We start from the raw sequence: 18,494 nt of genomic DNA on the forward strand, positions 1-18,494 counted from the left end.
AATTTTCGATTTAAATGTGGTATAATCAGTAAGAATGTTAAAAGAAAAAGGAGCATAAACCAAATGAAACGTATTGCTGTTTTGACCAGTGGTGGAGACGCCCCTGGTATGAATGCTGCCATCCGTGCAGTAGTTCGTCAAGCAATCTCAGAAGGAATGGAAGTTTTTGGTATCTATGATGGGTACGCTGGTATGGTTGCCGGTGAAATTTATCCACTTGATGCTGCTTCAGTGGGAGACATCATTTCACGTGGTGGTACTTTCCTTCACTCTGCTCGTTACCCTGAGTTTGCACAACTTGAAGGCCAACTTAAAGGGATTGAGCAATTGAAAAAACACGGTATCGAAGGAGTCGTAGTTATCGGTGGAGACGGTTCTTATCACGGAGCTATGCGCTTGACGGAACATGGATTCCCAGCTATCGGACTTCCAGGAACTATTGATAACGATATCGTAGGGACTGATTTCACAATTGGATTTGATACTGCAGTTACGACTGCTATGGATGCGATTGATAAGATTCGTGATACGTCATCAAGTCACCGTCGTACTTTCGTTGTTGAAGTAATGGGACGTAACGCTGGCGATATCGCTCTTTGGGCAGGTATCGCAACTGGTGCTGACGAAATCATCATCCCTGAAGAAGACTTCAAGATGGAAGATATCGTTGCAAGCATCAAAGCTGGTTATGAATGTGGTAAGAAACACAACATCATCGTTTTGGCTGAGGGAGTTATGTCTGCGAATGAGTTTGGTAAGAAACTCAAGGAAGCTGGAGACACTAGTGACCTTCGTGTAACTGAACTTGGACACATCCAACGTGGTGGTTCACCAACCGCTCGTGACCGTGTATTAGCATCACGCATGGGTGCACACGCTGTTAAACTTCTTAAACAAGGAATCGGTGGTGTTGCTGTCGGTATTCGTAACGAGAAAATGGTTGAAAATCCAATTCTTGGAACAGCAGAAGAGGGAGCTTTGTTTAGCTTAACAGCTGATGGTAAAATTGTCGTTAACAACCCTCACAAAGCTGATCTTGAACTTTCTGACTTGAACAAGAACTTGTCATAATCAACTTTAACTAATCTGGTAAAATGACCATTAAAGGTCGAATTATATAAAGGAGTCACAAAAATCATGAACAAACGTGTAAAAATCGTTGCAACTTTGGGTCCTGCGGTTGAAATCCGTGGTGGTAAAAAATTCGGTGAAGACGGATACTGGGGTGAAAAACTTGACGTTGAAGCTTCAGCTCAAAATATTGCTAAATTGATTGAAGCAGGAGCAAACACTTTCCGTTTCAACTTCTCACACGGTGATCACCAAGAACAAGGTGAGCGTATGGCAACTGTTAAACTTGCTGAGAAACTTGCAGGTAAAAAAGTTGGTTTCCTTCTTGATACTAAAGGGCCTGAAATCCGTACAGAATTGTTTGAAGGTGACGCAAAAGAGTACTCTTACAAAACTGGTGAAAAAATCCGTGTTGCAACTAAACAAGGAATCAAATCAACTCGTGATGTGATTGCTTTGAACGTTGCTGGTGCTCTTGATATCTACGATGATGTTGAAGTTGGTCACCAAGTTTTGGTTGACGATGGTAAATTGGGTCTTCGTGTTTTCGCAAAAGACGATGCAACTCGTGAATTTGAAGTAGTCGTTGAAAATGACGGTATCATTGCTAAGCAGAAAGGTGTAAACATCCCTAACACTAAAATTCCTTTCCCAGCTCTTGCTGAACGTGATAACGATGATATCCGTTTCGGTTTGGAACAAGGTATCAACTTCATCGCGATTTCATTCGTACGTACTGCAAAAGACGTCGACGAAGTTCGTGCAATCTGTGAAGAAACTGGTAATGGTCACGTTCAATTGTTTGCAAAAATCGAAAACCAACAAGGTATCGATAACTTGGATGAAATCATTGAAGCTGCTGACGGTATCATGATCGCCCGTGGTGACATGGGTATCGAAGTACCATTCGAAATGGTTCCAGTTTATCAAAAAATGATCATCACTAAAGTGAACGCAGCAGGTAAAGTTGTTATCACAGCAACAAACATGCTTGAAACAATGACTGAAAAACCACGTGCAACTCGTTCAGAAGTATCAGACGTATTTAACGCTGTTATCGACGGAACTGACGCTACAATGCTTTCAGGTGAGTCTGCAAACGGTAAATACCCACTTGAGTCAGTAACAACAATGGCTACAATTGACAAGAACGCACAAACTCTTCTTAACGAATACGGACGTTTAAACTCAGATACATTCGAACGTAACTCTAAGACAGAAGTTATGGCTTCAGCTGTTAAAGATGCTACTAACTCAATGAACATCAAATTGGTTGTTACTCTTACTAAGACTGGTCACACAGCTCGTTTGATTTCTAAATACCGTCCAAATGCTGATATCTTGGCATTGACATTTGACGAATTAACAGAGCGTGGATTGATGTTGAACTGGGGTGTTATCCCGATGTTGACAGACACTCCATCATCAACTGATGACATGTTTGAAATTGCTGAACGTAAAGCAGTTGAAGCAGGTCTTGTACAATCTGGTGATGATATCGTTATCGTTGCTGGTGTACCAGTTGGAGAAGCTGTTCGTACAAACACAATGCGTATCCGCACAGTACGTTAATCTAACATTAAAACCTATCATTTCAGGCTGAAAAGCTTGAGTGATAGGTCTTTTTTTATCAAAATGAGATGGTATTTAGTAAATAGGAATGGGAAAAAACTGAAAATTATGGTATAATAGAACGAAAAGACCTTTTTAGTAAATTTTGAAAGAGTAAAACATGAGAAAAATTGTCATCAATGGTGGACGTCCATTGCAAGGTGAGATCACCATTAGTGGTGCTAAAAATAGTGTTGTAGCGCTTATTCCAGCTATTATCTTATCAGATGATATTGTCACTTTAGATTGCGTTCCAGATATTTCAGACGTTGCTAGTCTTGTCGAAATCATGGAGATTATGGGGGCGACTGTTAAGCGTTATGAGGATGTCTTGGAGATTGATCCAAGAGGTGTTCAAAACATTCCTATGCCTTATGGCAAGATTAATAGCTTGCGTGCTTCTTATTATTTCTACGGAAGTCTTTTAGGTCGCTTTGGTGAAGCTACAGTTGGCCTTCCTGGCGGATGTGATCTGGGACCTCGTCCAATTGACCTTCACTTAAAAGCCTTTGAAGCCATGGGTGCTAAGGTCAGCTATGAGGGAGATAATATGAATTTATCTGCTCAAGGTAAGGGACTTCATGGCGCAAGTATTTACATGGATACCGTCAGCGTTGGAGCAACGATTAACACGATGATTGCTGCGGTTAAAGCTAAGGGGCGTACTGTCATTGAAAATGCGGCTCGTGAACCGGAAATTATCGATGTTGCTACTCTTTTGAACAACATGGGGGCCCATATTCGTGGTGCAGGAACTGATATTATCATTATTGATGGTGTTGAGAAACTTCATGGAACTCGTCACCAAGTAATCCCAGACCGTATCGAAGCTGGAACCTATATTTCACTTGCTGCAGCGGTAGGAAAAGGAATTCGCATTAACAACGTTCTCTATGAACACTTAGAAGGGTTTATCGCCAAACTAGAGGAAATGGGCGTTCGTATGACGGTCTCAGAAGACAGCATCTTCGTTGAAGAACAGTCCGATTTGAGAGCCATCAATATCAAAACTGCACCCTATCCTGGGTTTGCAACTGATTTGCAACAGCCTATCACGCCACTTTTACTAACTGCCCAAGGTCGTGGAACCATTATTGATACGATTTATGAGAAACGTGTTAACCATGTCTTTGAGTTATCAAAAATGGATGCGGATATTACGACTACAAACGATCACATTATTTACAACGGTGGTCGTAACTTACACGGAGCAAGTGTAAAAGCTACAGACTTGCGAGCTGGTGCTGCACTTGTCATCGCTGGCTTGATGGCTCAAGGCCAGACTGAAATTACGAATATTGAGTTTATCCTTCGTGGCTACTCAGATATTATTGAAAAATTGCGTAGTCTTGGAGCGGATATTACACTCGTTGAAGACTAAGCCGTTGAGGTGATTATGAATATTTGGACCAAATTAGCAATGTTTTCTTTTTTTGAAACGGAGCGCTTGTATTTGCGTCCTTTCTTTTTTAGTGACAGTCAAGCGTTTTTCGAGATTGCTTCAAACCCTGAGAATTTACAGTTTATTTTTCCCAGTCAAGCAAGTTTGGAAGAAAGTCAGTACGCCCTTGCTAACTATTTTATGAAGAATCCTCTGGGTGTTTGGGCAATTTGTCTTCAAGGAGATCAGGAAATGATTGGCTCCATTAAATTTGAAAAAATCGATGAAATCAAAAAAGAAGCAGAAATTGGTTACTTCTTAAAAAAGGATTCTTGGTCACAAGGTTTTATGACAGAAGTGGTTACAAAGCTTTGTCAGCTTTCCTTTGAAGAATTTGGTTTAAAACAATTATCCATCATCACTCATCTGGAGAATCAAGCTAGTCAAAAAGTAGCCTTAAAATCAGGCTTTAGCCTCGTCCGACAGTTTAAGGGAAGCGATCGCTATACACGAAAAATGAGGGACTATCTTGAATTTCGATACATAAAAGGAGAATTCAATGAGTAAACACCAGGAAATTTTGTCCTATCTGGAAGAGTTGCCAATTGGGAAGAGAGTTAGCGTTCGCAGTATTTCCAATCACCTAGGTGTTAGTGACGGAACAGCCTACCGAGCTATCAAAGAAGCTGAAAATCGTGGAATTGTTGAAACTCGGCCACGTAGTGGAACTATACGGGTCAAGTCCCAGAAAGTGGCTATTGAGAGGCTAACCTATGCTGAAATTGCTGAAGTCACCTCATCTGAAGTTTTAGCTGGTCAGGAAGGGTTGGAGAGAGAGTTTAGCAAATTCTCCATTGGGGCTATGACAGAGCAAAATATCCTGTCTTATCTCCATGATGGCGGTCTTTTGATTGTAGGTGACCGTACTCGTATTCAACTTTTAGCCTTGGAAAATGAAAATGCAGTCCTTGTAACAGGTGGTTTTCATGTCCAAGATGATGTTCTTGAGTTGGCTAATAAAAAAGGGATTCCAGTTCTGAGGAGTAAACATGACACTTTTACAGTAGCGACCATGATTAACAAAGCCCTCTCAAATGTTCAAATCAAAACCGATATTCTGACAGTCGAAAAGCTCTATCGTCCCAGTCATGAGTATGGTTTTTTGAGAGAAACGGATACAGTCAAAGACTATCTAGACTTGGTCCGTAAGAACAGAAGTAGCCGTTTCCCAGTTATTAACCAACACCAAGTGGTTGTTGGGGTTGTTACCATGCGTGATGCGGGAGATAAGTCACCCAGCACAACGATTGACAAGGTGATGACGCGGAGCATCTTCGTAACAGGCTTAGCGACTAATATTGCCAATGTCAGTCAACGAATGATTGCAGAAGATTTTGAGATGGTTCCCGTTGTCAGAAGTAACCAAACCCTACTCGGTGTCGTAACACGACGAGATGTCATGGAAAAGATGAGCCGTTCTCAAGTTTCTGCTTTGCCGACTTTCTCAGAGCAAATCGGGCAAAAACTCTCTTATCATCATGATGAAGTCGTCATAACTGTTGAGCCCTTCATGCTGGAGAAAAATGGTGTCCTTGCTAATGGAGTCTTGGCTGAAATCCTCAACCATATGACCCAAGACCTCGTTGTCAATAGCGGACGTAATCTCATCATTGAGCAGATGTTGATTTATTTCTTGCAGGCTGTGCAGATAGATGATACTCTGCGGATTCTGGCTCGGATTATTCACCACACGAGACGCTCAGCTATTATTGATTATGATATTTATCATGGGCATCAGATTGTTTCAAAAGCAAATGTTACGGTTAAAATTAATTAGAATCTAGGAGAAAAAATGATAACTTTAAAATCAGCACGTGAAATCGAAGCCATGGACAAGGCTGGTGATTTCCTAGCAAGTATCCATATTGGCTTACGTGATTTGATTAAGCCAGGCGTGGATATGTGGGAAGTTGAAGAGTACGTTCGTCGACGTTGTAAAGAGGAGAATTTCCTTCCTTTACAGATTGGTGTGGATGGGGCAGTTATGGATTATCCCTATGCCACTTGTTGCTCTCTTAATGACGAAGTAGCTCACGCTTTCCCACGTCATTACATCTTGAAAGATGGCGATTTGCTCAAGGTTGACATGGTACTGGGTGGTCCGATTGCCAAATCCGACCTCAATGTCTCTAAACTTAACTTCAACAATGTTGAACAAATGAAAAAATACACCCAAAGTTATACTGGTGGTTTAGCTGACTCATGTTGGGCTTATGCGGTTGGTACACCGTCTGAAGAAGTGAAAAAACTGATGGACGTAACCAAGGAAGCTATGTATGTAGGAATTGAGCAAGCAGTTGTCGGCAATCGTATCGGTGATATTGGTGCAGCCATTCAAGAATATGCTGAAAGTCGCGGTTACGGTGTCGTACGTGATTTGGTTGGTCATGGTGTTGGTCCAACTATGCACGAAGAGCCAATGGTTCCTAACTACGGTATTGCAGGCCGTGGACTCCGTCTCCGTGAAGGAATGGTGCTGACTATTGAACCCATGATCAATACTGGTGACTGGGAAATCGATACAGATATGAAGACTGGCTGGGCTCATAAGACTATAGATGGCGGCCTGTCTTGCCAATATGAACATCAGTTTGTGATTACTAAAGACGGTCCTGTTATCTTGACTAGTCAAGGTGAAGAAGGAACGTATTAAAATGAAAGGAGCTTAGCTCCTTTTTTTGTGTCAACTTTAGTCAAAATAAATAAGCGTAGCAGACTTCTTACAAATTTATTCTTTTGTAGTAAAATAGGATTAGAATTTTGAGAAAGTAGGTAATTCGTTGGAGTCGATTATATTTCTAGTATCCGTTTTTTTAGCAGGTATCCTGTCCTTCTTTTCACCCTGCATCTTTCCTTTGCTACCTGTCTATGCTGGTATTTTACTGGATGATCAGGGAAATTCGAAAAGCTTTCGCTTTTTTGGAAGAGACGTTGCATGGTCTGGTTTAATTCGAACCTTGTGCTTTATTGCAGGAATCTCCCTCATTTTCTTTATTTTGGGATTTGGAGCTGGATTCCTAGGGCACATGCTCTATGCAGACTGGTTTCGTTATGCTATGGGAATAGTCATTATTCTTTTAGGGTTTCACCAGATGGAAATCTTGCATTTCAATAAACTGGAGATTCAAAAGACAGTCACCTTCAAACAATCAAAGTCGAATCACTATCTGTCAGCCTTTTTACTTGGGATAACCTTTAGTTTTGGTTGGACCCCTTGTATCGGACCCGTTTTAAGTTCGGTCTTGGCTCTGGCGGCTTCAGGTGGTAATGGTGCTTGGCAAGGAGCCGTGTTAACATTAGTATACACATTGGGAATGGCCCTTCCTTTCATTGTTTTGGCCTTGGCTTCGGGCTGGATTATGCCCTATTTTAGTAAATTAAAACCCCATATGATTCTACTAAAGAAAATCGGCGGAGCTTTGATTATTTTGATGGGATTGTTATTAATGCTAGGGCAGTTAAATGCCTTGTCAGGAATTCTTGGATAAAAGGAGAAAAAATGAAAAAAGTTATTTTTGCTGGATTGAGCCTCATGTCTCTATTTTTGTTGATTGCCTGTGGTGAAAAAGAAACCAAACAGACAAGCAGTCCCAAACAGCCTGCTGTACAACAAATCGCAGTCGGTAAGGATGCGCCAGACTTCACCTTGCAGTCTATGGATGGCAAAGAAGTCAAGTTATCAGACTATAAAGGGAAAAAGGTCTATTTAAAATTCTGGGCTTCTTGGTGTGGACCATGTAAAAAAAGCATGCCTGAGTTGATGGAACTAGCTGCCAAACAAGATCGAGACTTTGAAATCTTGAGTGTCATTGCACCTGGTTTACAAGGTGAAAAAACAGTTCAAGACTTTCCAAAATGGTACCAAGAACAAGGCTACAAGGATATTCCAGTTCTATATGATACGCAAGCAACTACCTTCCAAGCCTACCAAATTCGTAGTATTCCAACAGAATACTTGATTGACAGTCAAGGTAAAATCGGAAAAATCCAATTTGGTGCTATTAGCAACGCTGATGCAGAAGCGGCTTTTAAAGAAATGAAATAAAGAAAAAATCGCGATTGTTCGCGATTTTTTTATAGTTTTTCATTGATAAAGCGGATAAATTGATTCCACCAAACCTTCAAAAAGAAGGCTTTTTCTACTTTCTTTTCAGAAACCATTTCAAAAGATGGTTTGTCGGAAGTAAGATAACCTTGGCCAATCAAATCCTGATCATCATAGGTTAGAGTACCAACAACCTTGCCTTCTTTCAATGGAGCCATTTCTGATGTTGATTTCGGTGTGAATTGGAGGGCTGGTGTAGTACCGCTTCCGATGCGTTGGACGATGGAAATATCTGACTTAGCGACAGCTGTCACATTGTCTTCTTTACCATCAAGAACTGTTACTTTACTATCGTTGTATGCTTCACCTTTCTGAACGACAGTTTTTAAGGCAAAGTTTGCAGAAATATAATCTAAAAGTGCAGAAGTTGCGGTAAAACGCGCATAAGGGTTGGTATCTTGTTGATCTGCATTCAAAACAACCGTAATAATACGCATCCCTTTCTCAACAGTTGTTCCAACGAATGAAGCACCAGCTTTATCAGTAGTACCTGTCTTTAGTCCATCGATACCACCACGATAGGCTGGCATTCCCTCCAACATATAGTTGGTTGAGTGGATTTCAAGTCCTGCAAAGGTAGAAGTTGGCTTTTTGGTGATTTCCAAAACTTGAGGATAATCTCGGATGAGGTTACGAGCGACGATTGCAACATCGTAGGCACTCAACTTGTTTTCATCGTCTTTTTTAGAACCAGGATAGATATTATCGCCAAGGGTCTCATTATTTAAACCAGTAGTGTTTACAATAGTTGCATCTTGAATTCCCCATTCAAGAAGTTTAGCCCTCATTTTGTCTACAAAGTCTTTCTCAGAACCAGCAATCTTTTCTGCTAGCGCAATCGCAGCGCTGTTTGCACTGGATACCATTGTAGCCTCTAATAGTTGTTCAACAGTATAATTTCGAGCTTCCATAGGGACGTTACTCGCCTCAGAATTAGTTGTAAGTTTGTAAGGATAGTCCGAAATATCAACAGGTGTAGATAGGCTGATAGTTCCTTGTTCCAGAGCTTCATAGACCAAATAAACTGTAACCAATTTAGTAATAGAAGCAATTTCTACAGGCTGATTTGCATCTTTTTCGTAGAGGATTTTTCCAGTTGTAGCCTCTACAGCAATAGCATGTTTAGCAGCAACATCAAATTCCTGAGCAGAAACAGTAGAAGCTGTTCCAAGAACTAAAAGTGTCATAATAGATAAAATTATTTTTTTCATATTAGCTTTATTTTATCATAAAGAAAAAAAATATTCTCGCTTTTTTACTAAAGCCATCTTATCTTTTTCAGAAATATGGTAAAATAGAGATAAGGAGGATACCTATGTTCCGTAGAAACAAATTATTTTTTTGGACAGCTGAAATTTTATTATTAACACTGATTTTCTATCTTTGGAGAGAAATGGGAGCCATCATTACTCCCTTTGTAACAGTTGTGAATACCATCATGATTCCATTTTTGCTTGGTGGATTTTTTTACTACATTACAAATCCAGTCGTTACTTTCTTAGAAAAGAGATGTAAGATCAATCGTCTAATTGGTGTCTTGGTCACTCTTTGTGCCTTGATTGGTGCTATTGTTGTGGGGGTCGTTTATCTCTTGCCGATTTTGATTAATCAGTTGACCAGCTTGATTATTTCTAGTCAAAACATCTATAGTAGACTACAAGATTTGATCATCGATTTGTCCATGAATCCAATCTTCCAAAATATTGATATTCAACAAACTATTCAACAACTGAATCTCTCCTATGTGGATATCCTCCAGAATATCCTGAATAGCGTCAGCAACAGTTTAGGGAGCGTTCTTTCAGCCTTGTTTAGTACAGTTCTGATTCTCATTATGACCCCTGTATTCTTGATTTATTTCTTGTTGGATGGTCATAAGTTGCTACCAATGTTGGAACGTACCGTCTTAAAACATGACAAACTGAATCTTTCTAGCCTTTTAACCAATCTCAATACAACTATAGCCCGTTATATCAGTGGGATTGCGATTGATGCGGTTATTATTGGATGTTTAGCCTATATTGGCTATAGCGTTATCGGATTAAAGTACGCCCTAGTTTTTGCTATTTTCTCTGGAATCGCAAATTTAATTCCTTATGTTGGTCCAAGTATTGGCTTAATTCCAATGGTGATTGCCAATGTGTTCACGGATCCTCATCGTATGTTGATTGCGGTTGCTTATATGCTTATTATTCAGCAGATTGACGGAAATGTTCTCTATCCACGCATCGTGGGAGGGGTTATGAAAGTGCATCCGATTACGATTTTGGTGCTCCTTTTACTGTCAAGTAATATCTACGGTGTCATAGGGATGGTCGTAGCAGTACCTACTTACTCCATTTTTAAGGAAATTACTAAGTTCCTAGCGAAATTATATGAAAATCATAAAGAAGCTAAGGAACTGGAAAAAACAGAATCAAATTAAAATCAGGGAAACCTGATTTTTTTGATGAAAAGACTATCTCCCAAACAAAATAAGTTTAAATTCATATTGCCATAAAGAAGCAGAAGAACAGGATTTGATAAGATTTAGATTAATTCACAAAATATGTGTAAAACACTTGCAATTTAGCAGAAATTTGATAAAATAGTAAGGAAAGTTAGACTGTATTGCCTACTGTCTATCTATAAAATATATTTTATTGGAGGCTTTTACTCAAATGGCAAAAGAAAAATACGATCGTAGTAAACCACACGTTAACATTGGTACTATCGGACACGTTGACCACGGTAAAACTACTTTGACTGCAGCTATCACAACTGTATTGGCACGTCGCTTGCCTTCAGCAGTTAACCAACCAAAAGACTATGCGTCTATCGATGCTGCTCCAGAAGAACGCGAACGCGGTATCACTATCAACACTGCGCACGTTGAGTACGAAACTGAAAAACGTCACTACGCTCACATCGACGCTCCAGGACACGCGGACTACGTTAAAAACATGATCACTGGTGCCGCTCAAATGGACGGAGCTATCCTTGTAGTAGCTTCAACTGACGGACCAATGCCACAAACTCGTGAGCACATCCTTCTTTCACGTCAGGTTGGTGTTAAACACCTTATCGTCTTCATGAACAAAATTGACTTGGTAGACGACGAAGAATTGCTTGAATTGGTTGAAATGGAAATCCGTGACCTCTTGTCAGAATACGACTTCCCAGGTGACGATCTTCCAGTTATCCAAGGTTCAGCTCTTAAAGCTCTTGAAGGTGACTCTAAATACGAAGACATCATCATGGAATTGATGAACACTGTTGATGAGTACATCCCAGAACCAGAACGTGACACTGAAAAACCATTGCTTCTTCCAGTCGAAGACGTATTCTCAATCACTGGACGTGGTACAGTTGCTTCAGGACGTATCGACCGTGGTACTGTTCGTGTCAACGACGAAATCGAAATCGTTGGTATCAAAGAAGAAACTCAAAAAGCAGTTGTTACTGGTGTTGAAATGTTCCGTAAACAACTTGACGAAGGTCTTGCAGGAGATAACGTAGGTGTCCTTCTTCGTGGTGTTCAACGTGACGAAATCGAACGTGGACAAGTTATCGCTAAACCAGGTTCAATCAACCCACACACTAAATTCAAAGGTGAAGTCTACATCCTTACTAAAGAAGAAGGTGGACGTCACACTCCATTCTTCAACAACTACCGTCCACAATTCTACTTCCGTACTACTGACGTTACAGGTTCAATCGAACTTCCAGCAGGTACTGAAATGGTAATGCCTGGTGATAACGTGACTATCGACGTTGAGTTGATCCACCCAATCGCCGTAGAACAAGGTACTACATTCTCTATCCGTGAGGGTGGACGTACTGTTGGTTCAGGTATGGTTACAGAAATCGAAGCTTAATTCGATTAAGTTCCCAGAAGAACAATTATTTAAGTCAGACACTAAAAGAATCTTGCCTTGCAAGGTTCTTTTTTTCTTATTCTTACTCTATTTGAAGTGCTTCTACTCTAGCAGTATAATCGTTTTTTTGGTATAATAAAAGTTATGGAAATCGAAAAAACCAATCGTATGAACGCCCTTTTTGAATTTTATGCGGCGCTTTTGACAGACAAGCAGATGAACTATATTGAACTTTATTATGCTGATGATTATAGTCTTGCTGAGATTGCTGAGGAGTTCGGTGTCAGTCGTCAGGCTGTCTATGACAATATCAAGCGTACGGAAAAGATTCTAGAAGATTATGAGATGAAACTGCACATGTATTCGGACTACATTGTCCGCAGTCAGATTTTTGACCAGATCTTGGAGCGTTATCCCAAGGATGACTTTCTGCAGGAGCAGATAGAAATTTTAACAAGTATTGATAATAGAGAATAAGAGGAAGAAAAATGGCATTTGAAAGTTTAACAGAACGTTTACAGAACGTCTTTAAAAATCTACGTAAAAAAGGAAAAATATCTGAGGCTGATGTCCAGGAAGCAACCAAAGAGATTCGTTTGGCCTTGCTTGAAGCCGACGTTGCTTTGCCTGTTGTAAAGGACTTTATCAAGAAGGTTCGTGAACGTGCAGTCGGACACGAGGTCATTGATACCCTCAATCCTGCCCAACAGATTATCAAAATCGTTGATGAGGAATTGACAGCTGTTTTAGGTTCCGATACGGCAGAAATTATCAAGTCACCAAAAATTCCAACCATTATCATGATGGTCGGTTTGCAAGGGGCTGGTAAAACGACTTTTGCTGGTAAGCTGGCTAATAAACTCAAGAAGGAAGAAAATGCTCGTCCTTTGATGATTGCGGCGGATATTTATCGTCCAGCAGCCATCGATCAGCTGAAAACGCTTGGACAACAAATTGATGTTCCTGTTTTTGCACTTGGAACAGAAGTACCAGCTGTTGAGATTGTTCGCCAAGGTTTGGAGCAAGCACAGGCCAATCACAACGACTATGTCTTGATTGATACGGCAGGTCGATTGCAGATTGATGAGCTCTTGATGAACGAGCTTCGTGACGTTAAGGCCTTAGCCCAACCAAACGAAATCCTCCTTGTCATTGATGCCATGATCGGTCAGGAAGCGGCTAATGTTGCCCGTGAGTTTAATGCTCAGTTGGAAGTAACTGGTGTCATCCTTACCAAGATTGATGGGGATACTCGTGGTGGTGCGGCTTTGTCTGTTCGTCACATCACTGGAAAACCTATCAAGTTCACTGGTACGGGTGAAAAGATTACAGATATTGAAACCTTCCACCCAGACCGTATGTCAAGCCGTATCCTTGGTATGGGGGATATGCTCACTTTGATTGAGAAAGCTTCTCAGGAATATGATGAGCAAAAAGCCCTTGAAATGGCTGAAAAAATGCGCGAAAACACCTTTGATTTCAATGATTTCATTGATCAATTGGATCAGGTGCAAAACATGGGGCCGATGGAAGACTTGCTCAAGATGATTCCAGGGATGGCTAACAATCCAGCTCTTCAAAATATGAAGGTGGATGAGCGCCAGATTGCGCGCAAACGTGCCATCGTATCTTCCATGACACCTGAAGAACGTGAAAATCCTGATCTGTTAAATCCAAGTCGTCGCCGTCGTATCGCTGCTGGTTCTGGTAATACCTTTGTCGAAGTCAATAAATTTATCAAGGACTTTAACCAGGCTAAACAGCTCATGCAAGGTGTCATGTCTGGAGATATGAATAAAATGATGAAGCAAATGGGAATCAATCCCAATAACCTTCCTAAAAATATGCCAAATATGGGAGGAATGGATATGTCTGCCCTTGAAGGCATGATGGGACAGGGTGGCATGCCGGATATGTCAGCTCTCGGAGGAGCAGGAATGCCAGATATGAGCCAGATGTTTGGTGGTGGACTAAAAGGTAAAATCGGTGAATTTGCCATGAAACAGTCTATGAAACGCATGGCCAACAAAATGAAAAAAGCGAAGAAAAAACGCAAATAAAAAAGGGAAGCAGAAGTGCTTACCTAAAAAAGAACTCTGAATCCGATTCAGAGTTCTTTTGTGTTTGATTGGTTTATTCCCACTCAACGACTAAATAAGGTCGTCAAATCGTTTATATAACAGTGTTTTTAGCGTGTGTTTATGATTTTGGAGACAGTTTTGGAGACTCTCTCAGTATTGCTTGATTTCCATTGAAATTAACTTTTGTATTTTTAGCGTGTTGTATATTGATTAATCCAGTCATTTCATTAGCCAGTTCCTTATCAACTCCTGACCACATATGAGCATAGTGCTTCAAAATGATCTCTGGACTTGAGTGTCCTAGTCGTTTTGAAACGATCAGCACCGATGCGTTAAGCTCGTTAATAAGGTAGGATGCGTGAGAATGTCGTAAACCTTTTGCTTGAATCAATGGGACATTTGCTAATTTGGCATAACGCTTAATGATTCTTGAAATGGTTGATTTAAGCATAGGGTTACCATCGTAACTTAAAACAAAATTTACTTTTCCAAGTTCAGATTGACGTTCTTTCCATGCTTTCAAGATTTGGATGGTATCATCATCTAAAGTAACGATACGGAGACCAGCATCTGTTTTAGTGTGGTTCTGTCTTTGCCAATTATTCTTATTAGTCATAATCAGCATATGAGCCACTCTGAGCTCTTTTTTCTCAAAATCAATATCGTTCCACCAGATTGCTGTTCCTTCGTTCACACGCACCCCGGTACAGAAGTAGAGCCACAGCATAACAAAGCATAAATGCTCATAGAAATCAGAAATGCAGATATTGCTAATAACTTCTTCAAAGTCGTTTTTTGTCCAATACTCAGCGATACTTTTCCCTTTTGGAATAGATTTTACTTTCATTGAAACATTCTTCTGTAGATATTGCATATCAACAGCAAAATCCAATGACTTTCTAAAAGTTCCAAAAGTAAGACCTGCATAGGCTTGCGAATAATTACCACCATTTTTAGCTAATAGCCATGTTCTAAAGTTCTGAACTTCACGAACAGTTATGTCTTTGAGTTTTTTCTTCCCAAATCGATTGAAAACAATTTTTAAGGACGGCTGACGTGTTGCATAAGTATGTTCGCTTACTTCTGACTGATAGTAAGGTAAATAAACTGTATTCATGAACTGCTCATAAGTCATATCGTAATTAGAGTATCCATCTGACTGAAGATAGTCATTTTTGACCCTAATCGCTTCTGTATAGGCTTCTTTTGCAGTAGTGAATTTTTTACCATTTGAGTCTTTACGAGACTTTTTCTTGATACGTTTACCAGTGATTTTATCGTTACCTAGGCTAACTTCATAGTAGAATTGACCTTTATCATCAATATACACATCTTGGAAGTTTGTTTTAGCCATAAATTACCTACTTTCTATTCGTTCAGTAACTTAAAGCCAAGAATCTCCTCAACAGCTTCGATTGGAACAGTTCCTAATCGTCTATTGTTGTAAATGGTATACCCTTGTTGTACCATATTCAACTTAGTTTGTCTAATAATTTGTTGAGCTGTAGCTTTTGCGTAGCCTAGTTTAACCAAATCATCAGAAGTAATAGTCAACAGATTTTTACTATTCATTTTCTTCCTCCTTCTTGATATTGTTACGCTGAGGATTGCAACGCCGAGAATCAAGATACTTAGCAAAGAAGTAGGTACGTTCAATGATGAGCCCAAGAAGGGGAGTATGATTCGCACGTGCATACCATACTAGCTCTTCAAACTCAGTGAAGTCATTCTGTTCAATGATATCCACCACCTCTTGCATGAAGTCATCTGAGTTCATCTCTACAAGGAACTTATCAAGGTTAAATCCACAGCCTACCTCAATATCATTCAGATCATATTGCGTTTTATCCTTATTCTCAGCGTGGGTAAAGTAGTCAAAGAGTCCTTTTGGAGATTGGACAACTTCCACGTGAGAAGGGCCGTTCAGCTTATCTTTGATTAGTTCAGATACTTGTTTGTAGCTCTTGAGTGAATCGAAGAAGAATGCTCTGTGTTTGTGAGCCTTTTTCAATTCTCCTGTTTGGCGATTGATGTCTTTATCGTGCCACGGGCTCAAGATAAAGGGAATATGCAATTCTTCAAGAATTACAAGATAGTCTGCAGGGGCGCTCTCTTTGTAGAATAAGAATGTCCACTTGCTAGAACGTTGTTCTTTTGCCATTTTTCACCTCATTTCTGTGATTACTGATTATTGGATAAATGGGGGGGCGTAGTAACCCCCATTTATCTTGGTCAATAGAAAAGAAGGGAGCTATTTGGCTACTGCTAAACGCAAGCCATAGCCCCCTCTTTTACCGTTTTTTACCAACTAACCAAAGGTTATTGCGACCCCGATTAGGTGCAGAGAAGTAGTAGTCAGGATGCTGACTAGATACTTCCTCTTTTAGTTGGGAAGTCATATCACTCAAGACTTTTTGCCCCTGCTGGTCTCTTGGGACTTTAATGAATACTCTGACTTCATCTTTTTGGATGTCTACAACACTCTTACGAGCACAACGATTGAAGCTGCCGTTGATTGGGTTGTGGGTTGTAATGGTTTGGTTATCTATTTTTGTGACTTTCTCTGATTTTTCACGTTGTGTCAGGAAATTACGGAGCTTGAAAGTGTGGTAGATGGATTTGAAATAGTTGAAAAGATTATCAAATCGAACACGATTCATGATTTCAAGCGTAACGGATGCAAACAATGCACCTAGTAAGTAGCTCATAACCGTATAAGAGTATTGGCTTCCCATTGTTAGATAGCTACTGACTTGCGAAAGGTCAAGGGCGATAGGAAGCGTTAGGGCAATAGTGCTCGCTAGAAAGTCTAATGACCATCCAAGAAATCCTGTTATAAGTGAAAAGAGAATCAAGTAGATGTTGAGGTTGTAAGTCCTCATGAAGAATGATTTTTTTATCATTAGAGAATACCTTCCGTTGTGTAGTATGTAGGACAAAGTAGTGGGAGTACCTGATAGGGATGCTCATTGTCAATGACCTGTATCAAGCCAGTGCCGTGTCCAGTCGGAATAACAATACCTTCAGGATTTAGGTCAGGGAACAAAAATTGAACAGATTTGCTATTTATATTTCCAATCTGAATTAGAACATTAAGCTGTTCCCGTACTGATACTGGAATCGTGGTGTGGTCAAATCGCTGGCTTACTAAGAGCAAGTGAATTTTTGTAGCCCGTCCAAGTAGAGCAATTTGTGACAAAAGAGAGAAAAAAGATTCCTTGATTGCCTTATTGACTCCCTCTGAAAGAGCCAGTACCTCGTCTATGACAATTGTGAGATGTGCGAATTCATGACGGGGATTGTCATATAGAATTGCTTGACGTTGTTGAATCAGATTTAGGCATTGACTTAAACTCTCATTGACCTCTGAAACGAAATCAGACTTAGAACGGTTCTCCACGGGATGAATGACTGCTATTTTGTGTTCGCGAGCCCAACGACTTGGGGAATCAAACTTAGGGTCTACGATGATGAGGTCGCTCTGATTTTTGAGAACGGAGAGCAGGTAGGTAAGGGCATAACTTTTCCCTGAGCCCGAGTTTCCACAGATAGCCATGTGGTTCACCTTATCAAGATTGAGAGTAAAATTTTCCATAATTGGAATCTGATTCTTTGGTAGGTTGGATGTGTATTTGTCAAGGTCAGGGATGACCAAACGTTTTGAGATACCCACCTTCCAAGGGAAGAAGAGTCCACGCTGAACATGAATGTCATCTGTCTTGAGAGGGATAAAGTAAGTGGCATTCTGTTTCAGAAGTGTATAGTGAAGGTACAAGGAAGCGTTAGCAATCAAGAATATTTTGTTATAGAGTTCATCATCTAGGATGTAGGTACAAGGAAGCCTAGGGATGAAGATGAAGCCACCCTCTTGAATGACAATATTGAAGCTATTGGTGTAGCTTGTTTCCCCCTGCATCAGAGCCCCAAGAGCCATGTTGAGGCTCTGGAGCAAGTAAGATTGCAGGACAGTATCTGCTTTAGTTGCCATTATTTGACCTCCTTGATACCGTCAGCTTTGAAGTAGACATTGTAGCGAACCTCAACGGCTTGGAGATTTTCAAATTCAATCAAGCTTAGAAATTCAGGAAGTTTGACCTTGTCTTCAAATTTTACTTGGAAAGGTTCAAGCCCTTCTTGAACAAAGGTTGCCTTGTAGGCGATAATCTCACCGGTTGGCTTTCCATCTTCAAAGAGTTGTTGGGGTTCAAGCTCAGTGCTTAAACTGTGAATCGGTTTAGTAGGAATGACATATTCCGTTGCAGTTGTGGCTGAGTAGCCATCTTTCTTGTGTTTGGTTTTAATTGCCATGGGTTTTATCCTCCTTTATG

Annotated in this window: 19 protein-coding genes; 12 read left to right on the forward strand and 7 right to left on the reverse strand. The window is 40.3% G+C overall.

Going from position 1 to position 18,494, the window contains the following annotated elements; all coding sequences use genetic code 11:
• Positions 1–63 precede the first annotated feature (63 nt).
• The 8 genes from pfkA to sdbB all read left to right on the forward strand — a co-directional run bounded on the left by pfkA (position 64) and on the right by sdbB (position 8,168).
• On the forward strand, positions 64–1,071 hold the full coding sequence (gene pfkA / locus AXF18_RS07345; protein ID WP_049500615.1) for a 6-phosphofructokinase: 1,008 nt from the start codon (positions 64–66) through the stop codon (positions 1,069–1,071).
• Positions 1,072–1,137: 66 nt separating this feature from the next.
• Entirely contained in the window at positions 1,138–2,643 is a 1,506-nt protein-coding gene (gene pyk / locus AXF18_RS07350) for a pyruvate kinase (protein WP_049500613.1), read from the forward strand.
• Positions 2,644–2,803: 160 nt separating this feature from the next.
• The gene (locus AXF18_RS07355) at positions 2,804–4,063 is read left to right on the forward strand and encodes a UDP-N-acetylglucosamine 1-carboxyvinyltransferase (RefSeq protein ID WP_049500611.1); all 1,260 of its coding nucleotides are present in this window, start codon (positions 2,804–2,806) and stop codon (positions 4,061–4,063) included.
• Positions 4,064–4,078: 15 nt separating this feature from the next.
• A complete protein-coding gene (locus AXF18_RS07360) occupies positions 4,079–4,630 on the forward strand; it encodes a GNAT family N-acetyltransferase (protein WP_065371741.1) in 552 nt (183 codons plus the stop codon).
• The gene (gene spxR, locus AXF18_RS07365; protein ID WP_000033808.1) at positions 4,623–5,900 is read left to right on the forward strand and encodes a CBS-HotDog domain-containing transcription factor SpxR; all 1,278 of its coding nucleotides are present in this window, start codon (positions 4,623–4,625) and stop codon (positions 5,898–5,900) included. Before AXF18_RS07360 ends, spxR begins: the two co-directional genes overlap by 8 nt.
• Positions 5,901–5,915: 15 nt before the next feature.
• Positions 5,916–6,776: a methionyl aminopeptidase gene (locus AXF18_RS07370; protein WP_000631553.1), complete on the forward strand. Its 861-nt coding sequence runs from the start codon at positions 5,916–5,918 to the stop codon at positions 6,774–6,776.
• Positions 6,777–6,903: 127 nt separating this feature from the next.
• Positions 6,904–7,611 (forward strand): thiol-disulfide oxidoreductase-associated membrane protein CcdA2, encoded by a 708-nt coding sequence (ccdA2, locus tag AXF18_RS07375; protein WP_000443809.1) that lies wholly within the window; start codon positions 6,904–6,906, stop codon positions 7,609–7,611.
• 11 nt (positions 7,612–7,622) lie between these two features.
• Positions 7,623–8,168 (forward strand): thiol-disulfide oxidoreductase-associated lipoprotein SdbB, encoded by a 546-nt coding sequence (sdbB, locus tag AXF18_RS07380; protein WP_000755591.1) that lies wholly within the window; start codon positions 7,623–7,625, stop codon positions 8,166–8,168.
• Positions 8,169–8,197: 29 nt separating this feature from the next.
• On the opposite strand, the gene pbp3 is transcribed toward sdbB, so the two are convergent.
• Positions 8,198–9,439, reverse strand: a complete 1,242-nt coding sequence (gene pbp3 / locus AXF18_RS07385; RefSeq protein WP_065371742.1) for a D-alanyl-D-alanine carboxypeptidase PBP3 — start codon at positions 9,437–9,439, stop codon at positions 8,198–8,200.
• A gap of 104 nt (positions 9,440–9,543) precedes the next feature.
• On the opposite strand from pbp3, the gene AXF18_RS07390 reads away from it, so the two are divergent.
• The 4 genes from AXF18_RS07390 (at position 9,544) to ffh (ending at position 14,145) form a co-directional block, all read left to right on the forward strand.
• Positions 9,544–10,653 carry an AI-2E family transporter gene (locus tag AXF18_RS07390; protein ID WP_065371743.1) on the forward strand — a complete coding sequence of 370 codons (1,110 nt, stop codon included), beginning with the start codon at positions 9,544–9,546 and terminating at the stop codon, positions 10,651–10,653.
• 235 nt (positions 10,654–10,888) lie between these two features.
• On the forward strand, positions 10,889–12,085 hold the full coding sequence (gene tuf, locus AXF18_RS07395) for an elongation factor Tu (protein ID WP_001040720.1): 1,197 nt from the start codon (positions 10,889–10,891) through the stop codon (positions 12,083–12,085).
• A gap of 144 nt (positions 12,086–12,229) precedes the next feature.
• Positions 12,230–12,562 carry a putative DNA-binding protein gene (locus AXF18_RS07400; protein ID WP_000402066.1) on the forward strand — a complete coding sequence of 111 codons (333 nt, stop codon included), beginning with the start codon at positions 12,230–12,232 and terminating at the stop codon, positions 12,560–12,562.
• Positions 12,563–12,573: 11 nt separating this feature from the next.
• The gene (ffh, locus tag AXF18_RS07405; RefSeq protein WP_049477497.1) at positions 12,574–14,145 is read left to right on the forward strand and encodes a signal recognition particle protein; all 1,572 of its coding nucleotides are present in this window, start codon (positions 12,574–12,576) and stop codon (positions 14,143–14,145) included.
• 139 nt (positions 14,146–14,284) lie between these two features.
• Here the strand turns inward: ffh and AXF18_RS07410 are convergent, their stop codons facing one another.
• The 6 genes from AXF18_RS07410 to AXF18_RS07435 form a co-directional block, all read right to left on the reverse strand.
• Positions 14,285–15,520, reverse strand: a complete 1,236-nt coding sequence (locus AXF18_RS07410) for a tyrosine-type recombinase/integrase (RefSeq protein ID WP_049500274.1) — start codon at positions 15,518–15,520, stop codon at positions 14,285–14,287.
• Between the two features lie 14 nt (positions 15,521–15,534).
• A complete protein-coding gene (locus tag AXF18_RS07415) occupies positions 15,535–15,738 on the reverse strand; it encodes a DUF3173 domain-containing protein (protein ID WP_001086263.1) in 204 nt (67 codons plus the stop codon).
• Entirely contained in the window at positions 15,731–16,327 is a 597-nt protein-coding gene (locus tag AXF18_RS07420) for a replication protein (RefSeq protein ID WP_049500273.1), read from the reverse strand. The genes AXF18_RS07415 and AXF18_RS07420 overlap by 8 nt, the downstream gene beginning before the upstream one ends.
• A 130-nt stretch (positions 16,328–16,457) precedes the next feature.
• The gene (locus tag AXF18_RS07425) at positions 16,458–17,069 is read right to left on the reverse strand and encodes a hypothetical protein (RefSeq protein ID WP_000592630.1); all 612 of its coding nucleotides are present in this window, start codon (positions 17,067–17,069) and stop codon (positions 16,458–16,460) included.
• Positions 17,069–18,154 (reverse strand): AAA family ATPase, encoded by a 1,086-nt coding sequence (locus AXF18_RS07430; protein ID WP_049500271.1) that lies wholly within the window; start codon positions 18,152–18,154, stop codon positions 17,069–17,071. The genes AXF18_RS07425 and AXF18_RS07430 overlap by 1 nt, the downstream gene beginning before the upstream one ends.
• Positions 18,154–18,474, reverse strand: coding sequence for a hypothetical protein (locus tag AXF18_RS07435; protein WP_000985761.1), 321 nt, complete (start codon positions 18,472–18,474; stop codon positions 18,154–18,156). Before AXF18_RS07435 ends, AXF18_RS07430 begins: the two co-directional genes overlap by 1 nt.
• Between the last annotated feature and the right edge of the window lie 20 nt (positions 18,475–18,494).

The organism is Streptococcus sp. oral taxon 064 (assembly GCF_001683375.1).
Lineage (GTDB): Bacteria > Bacillota > Bacilli > Lactobacillales > Streptococcaceae > Streptococcus > Streptococcus oralis_S.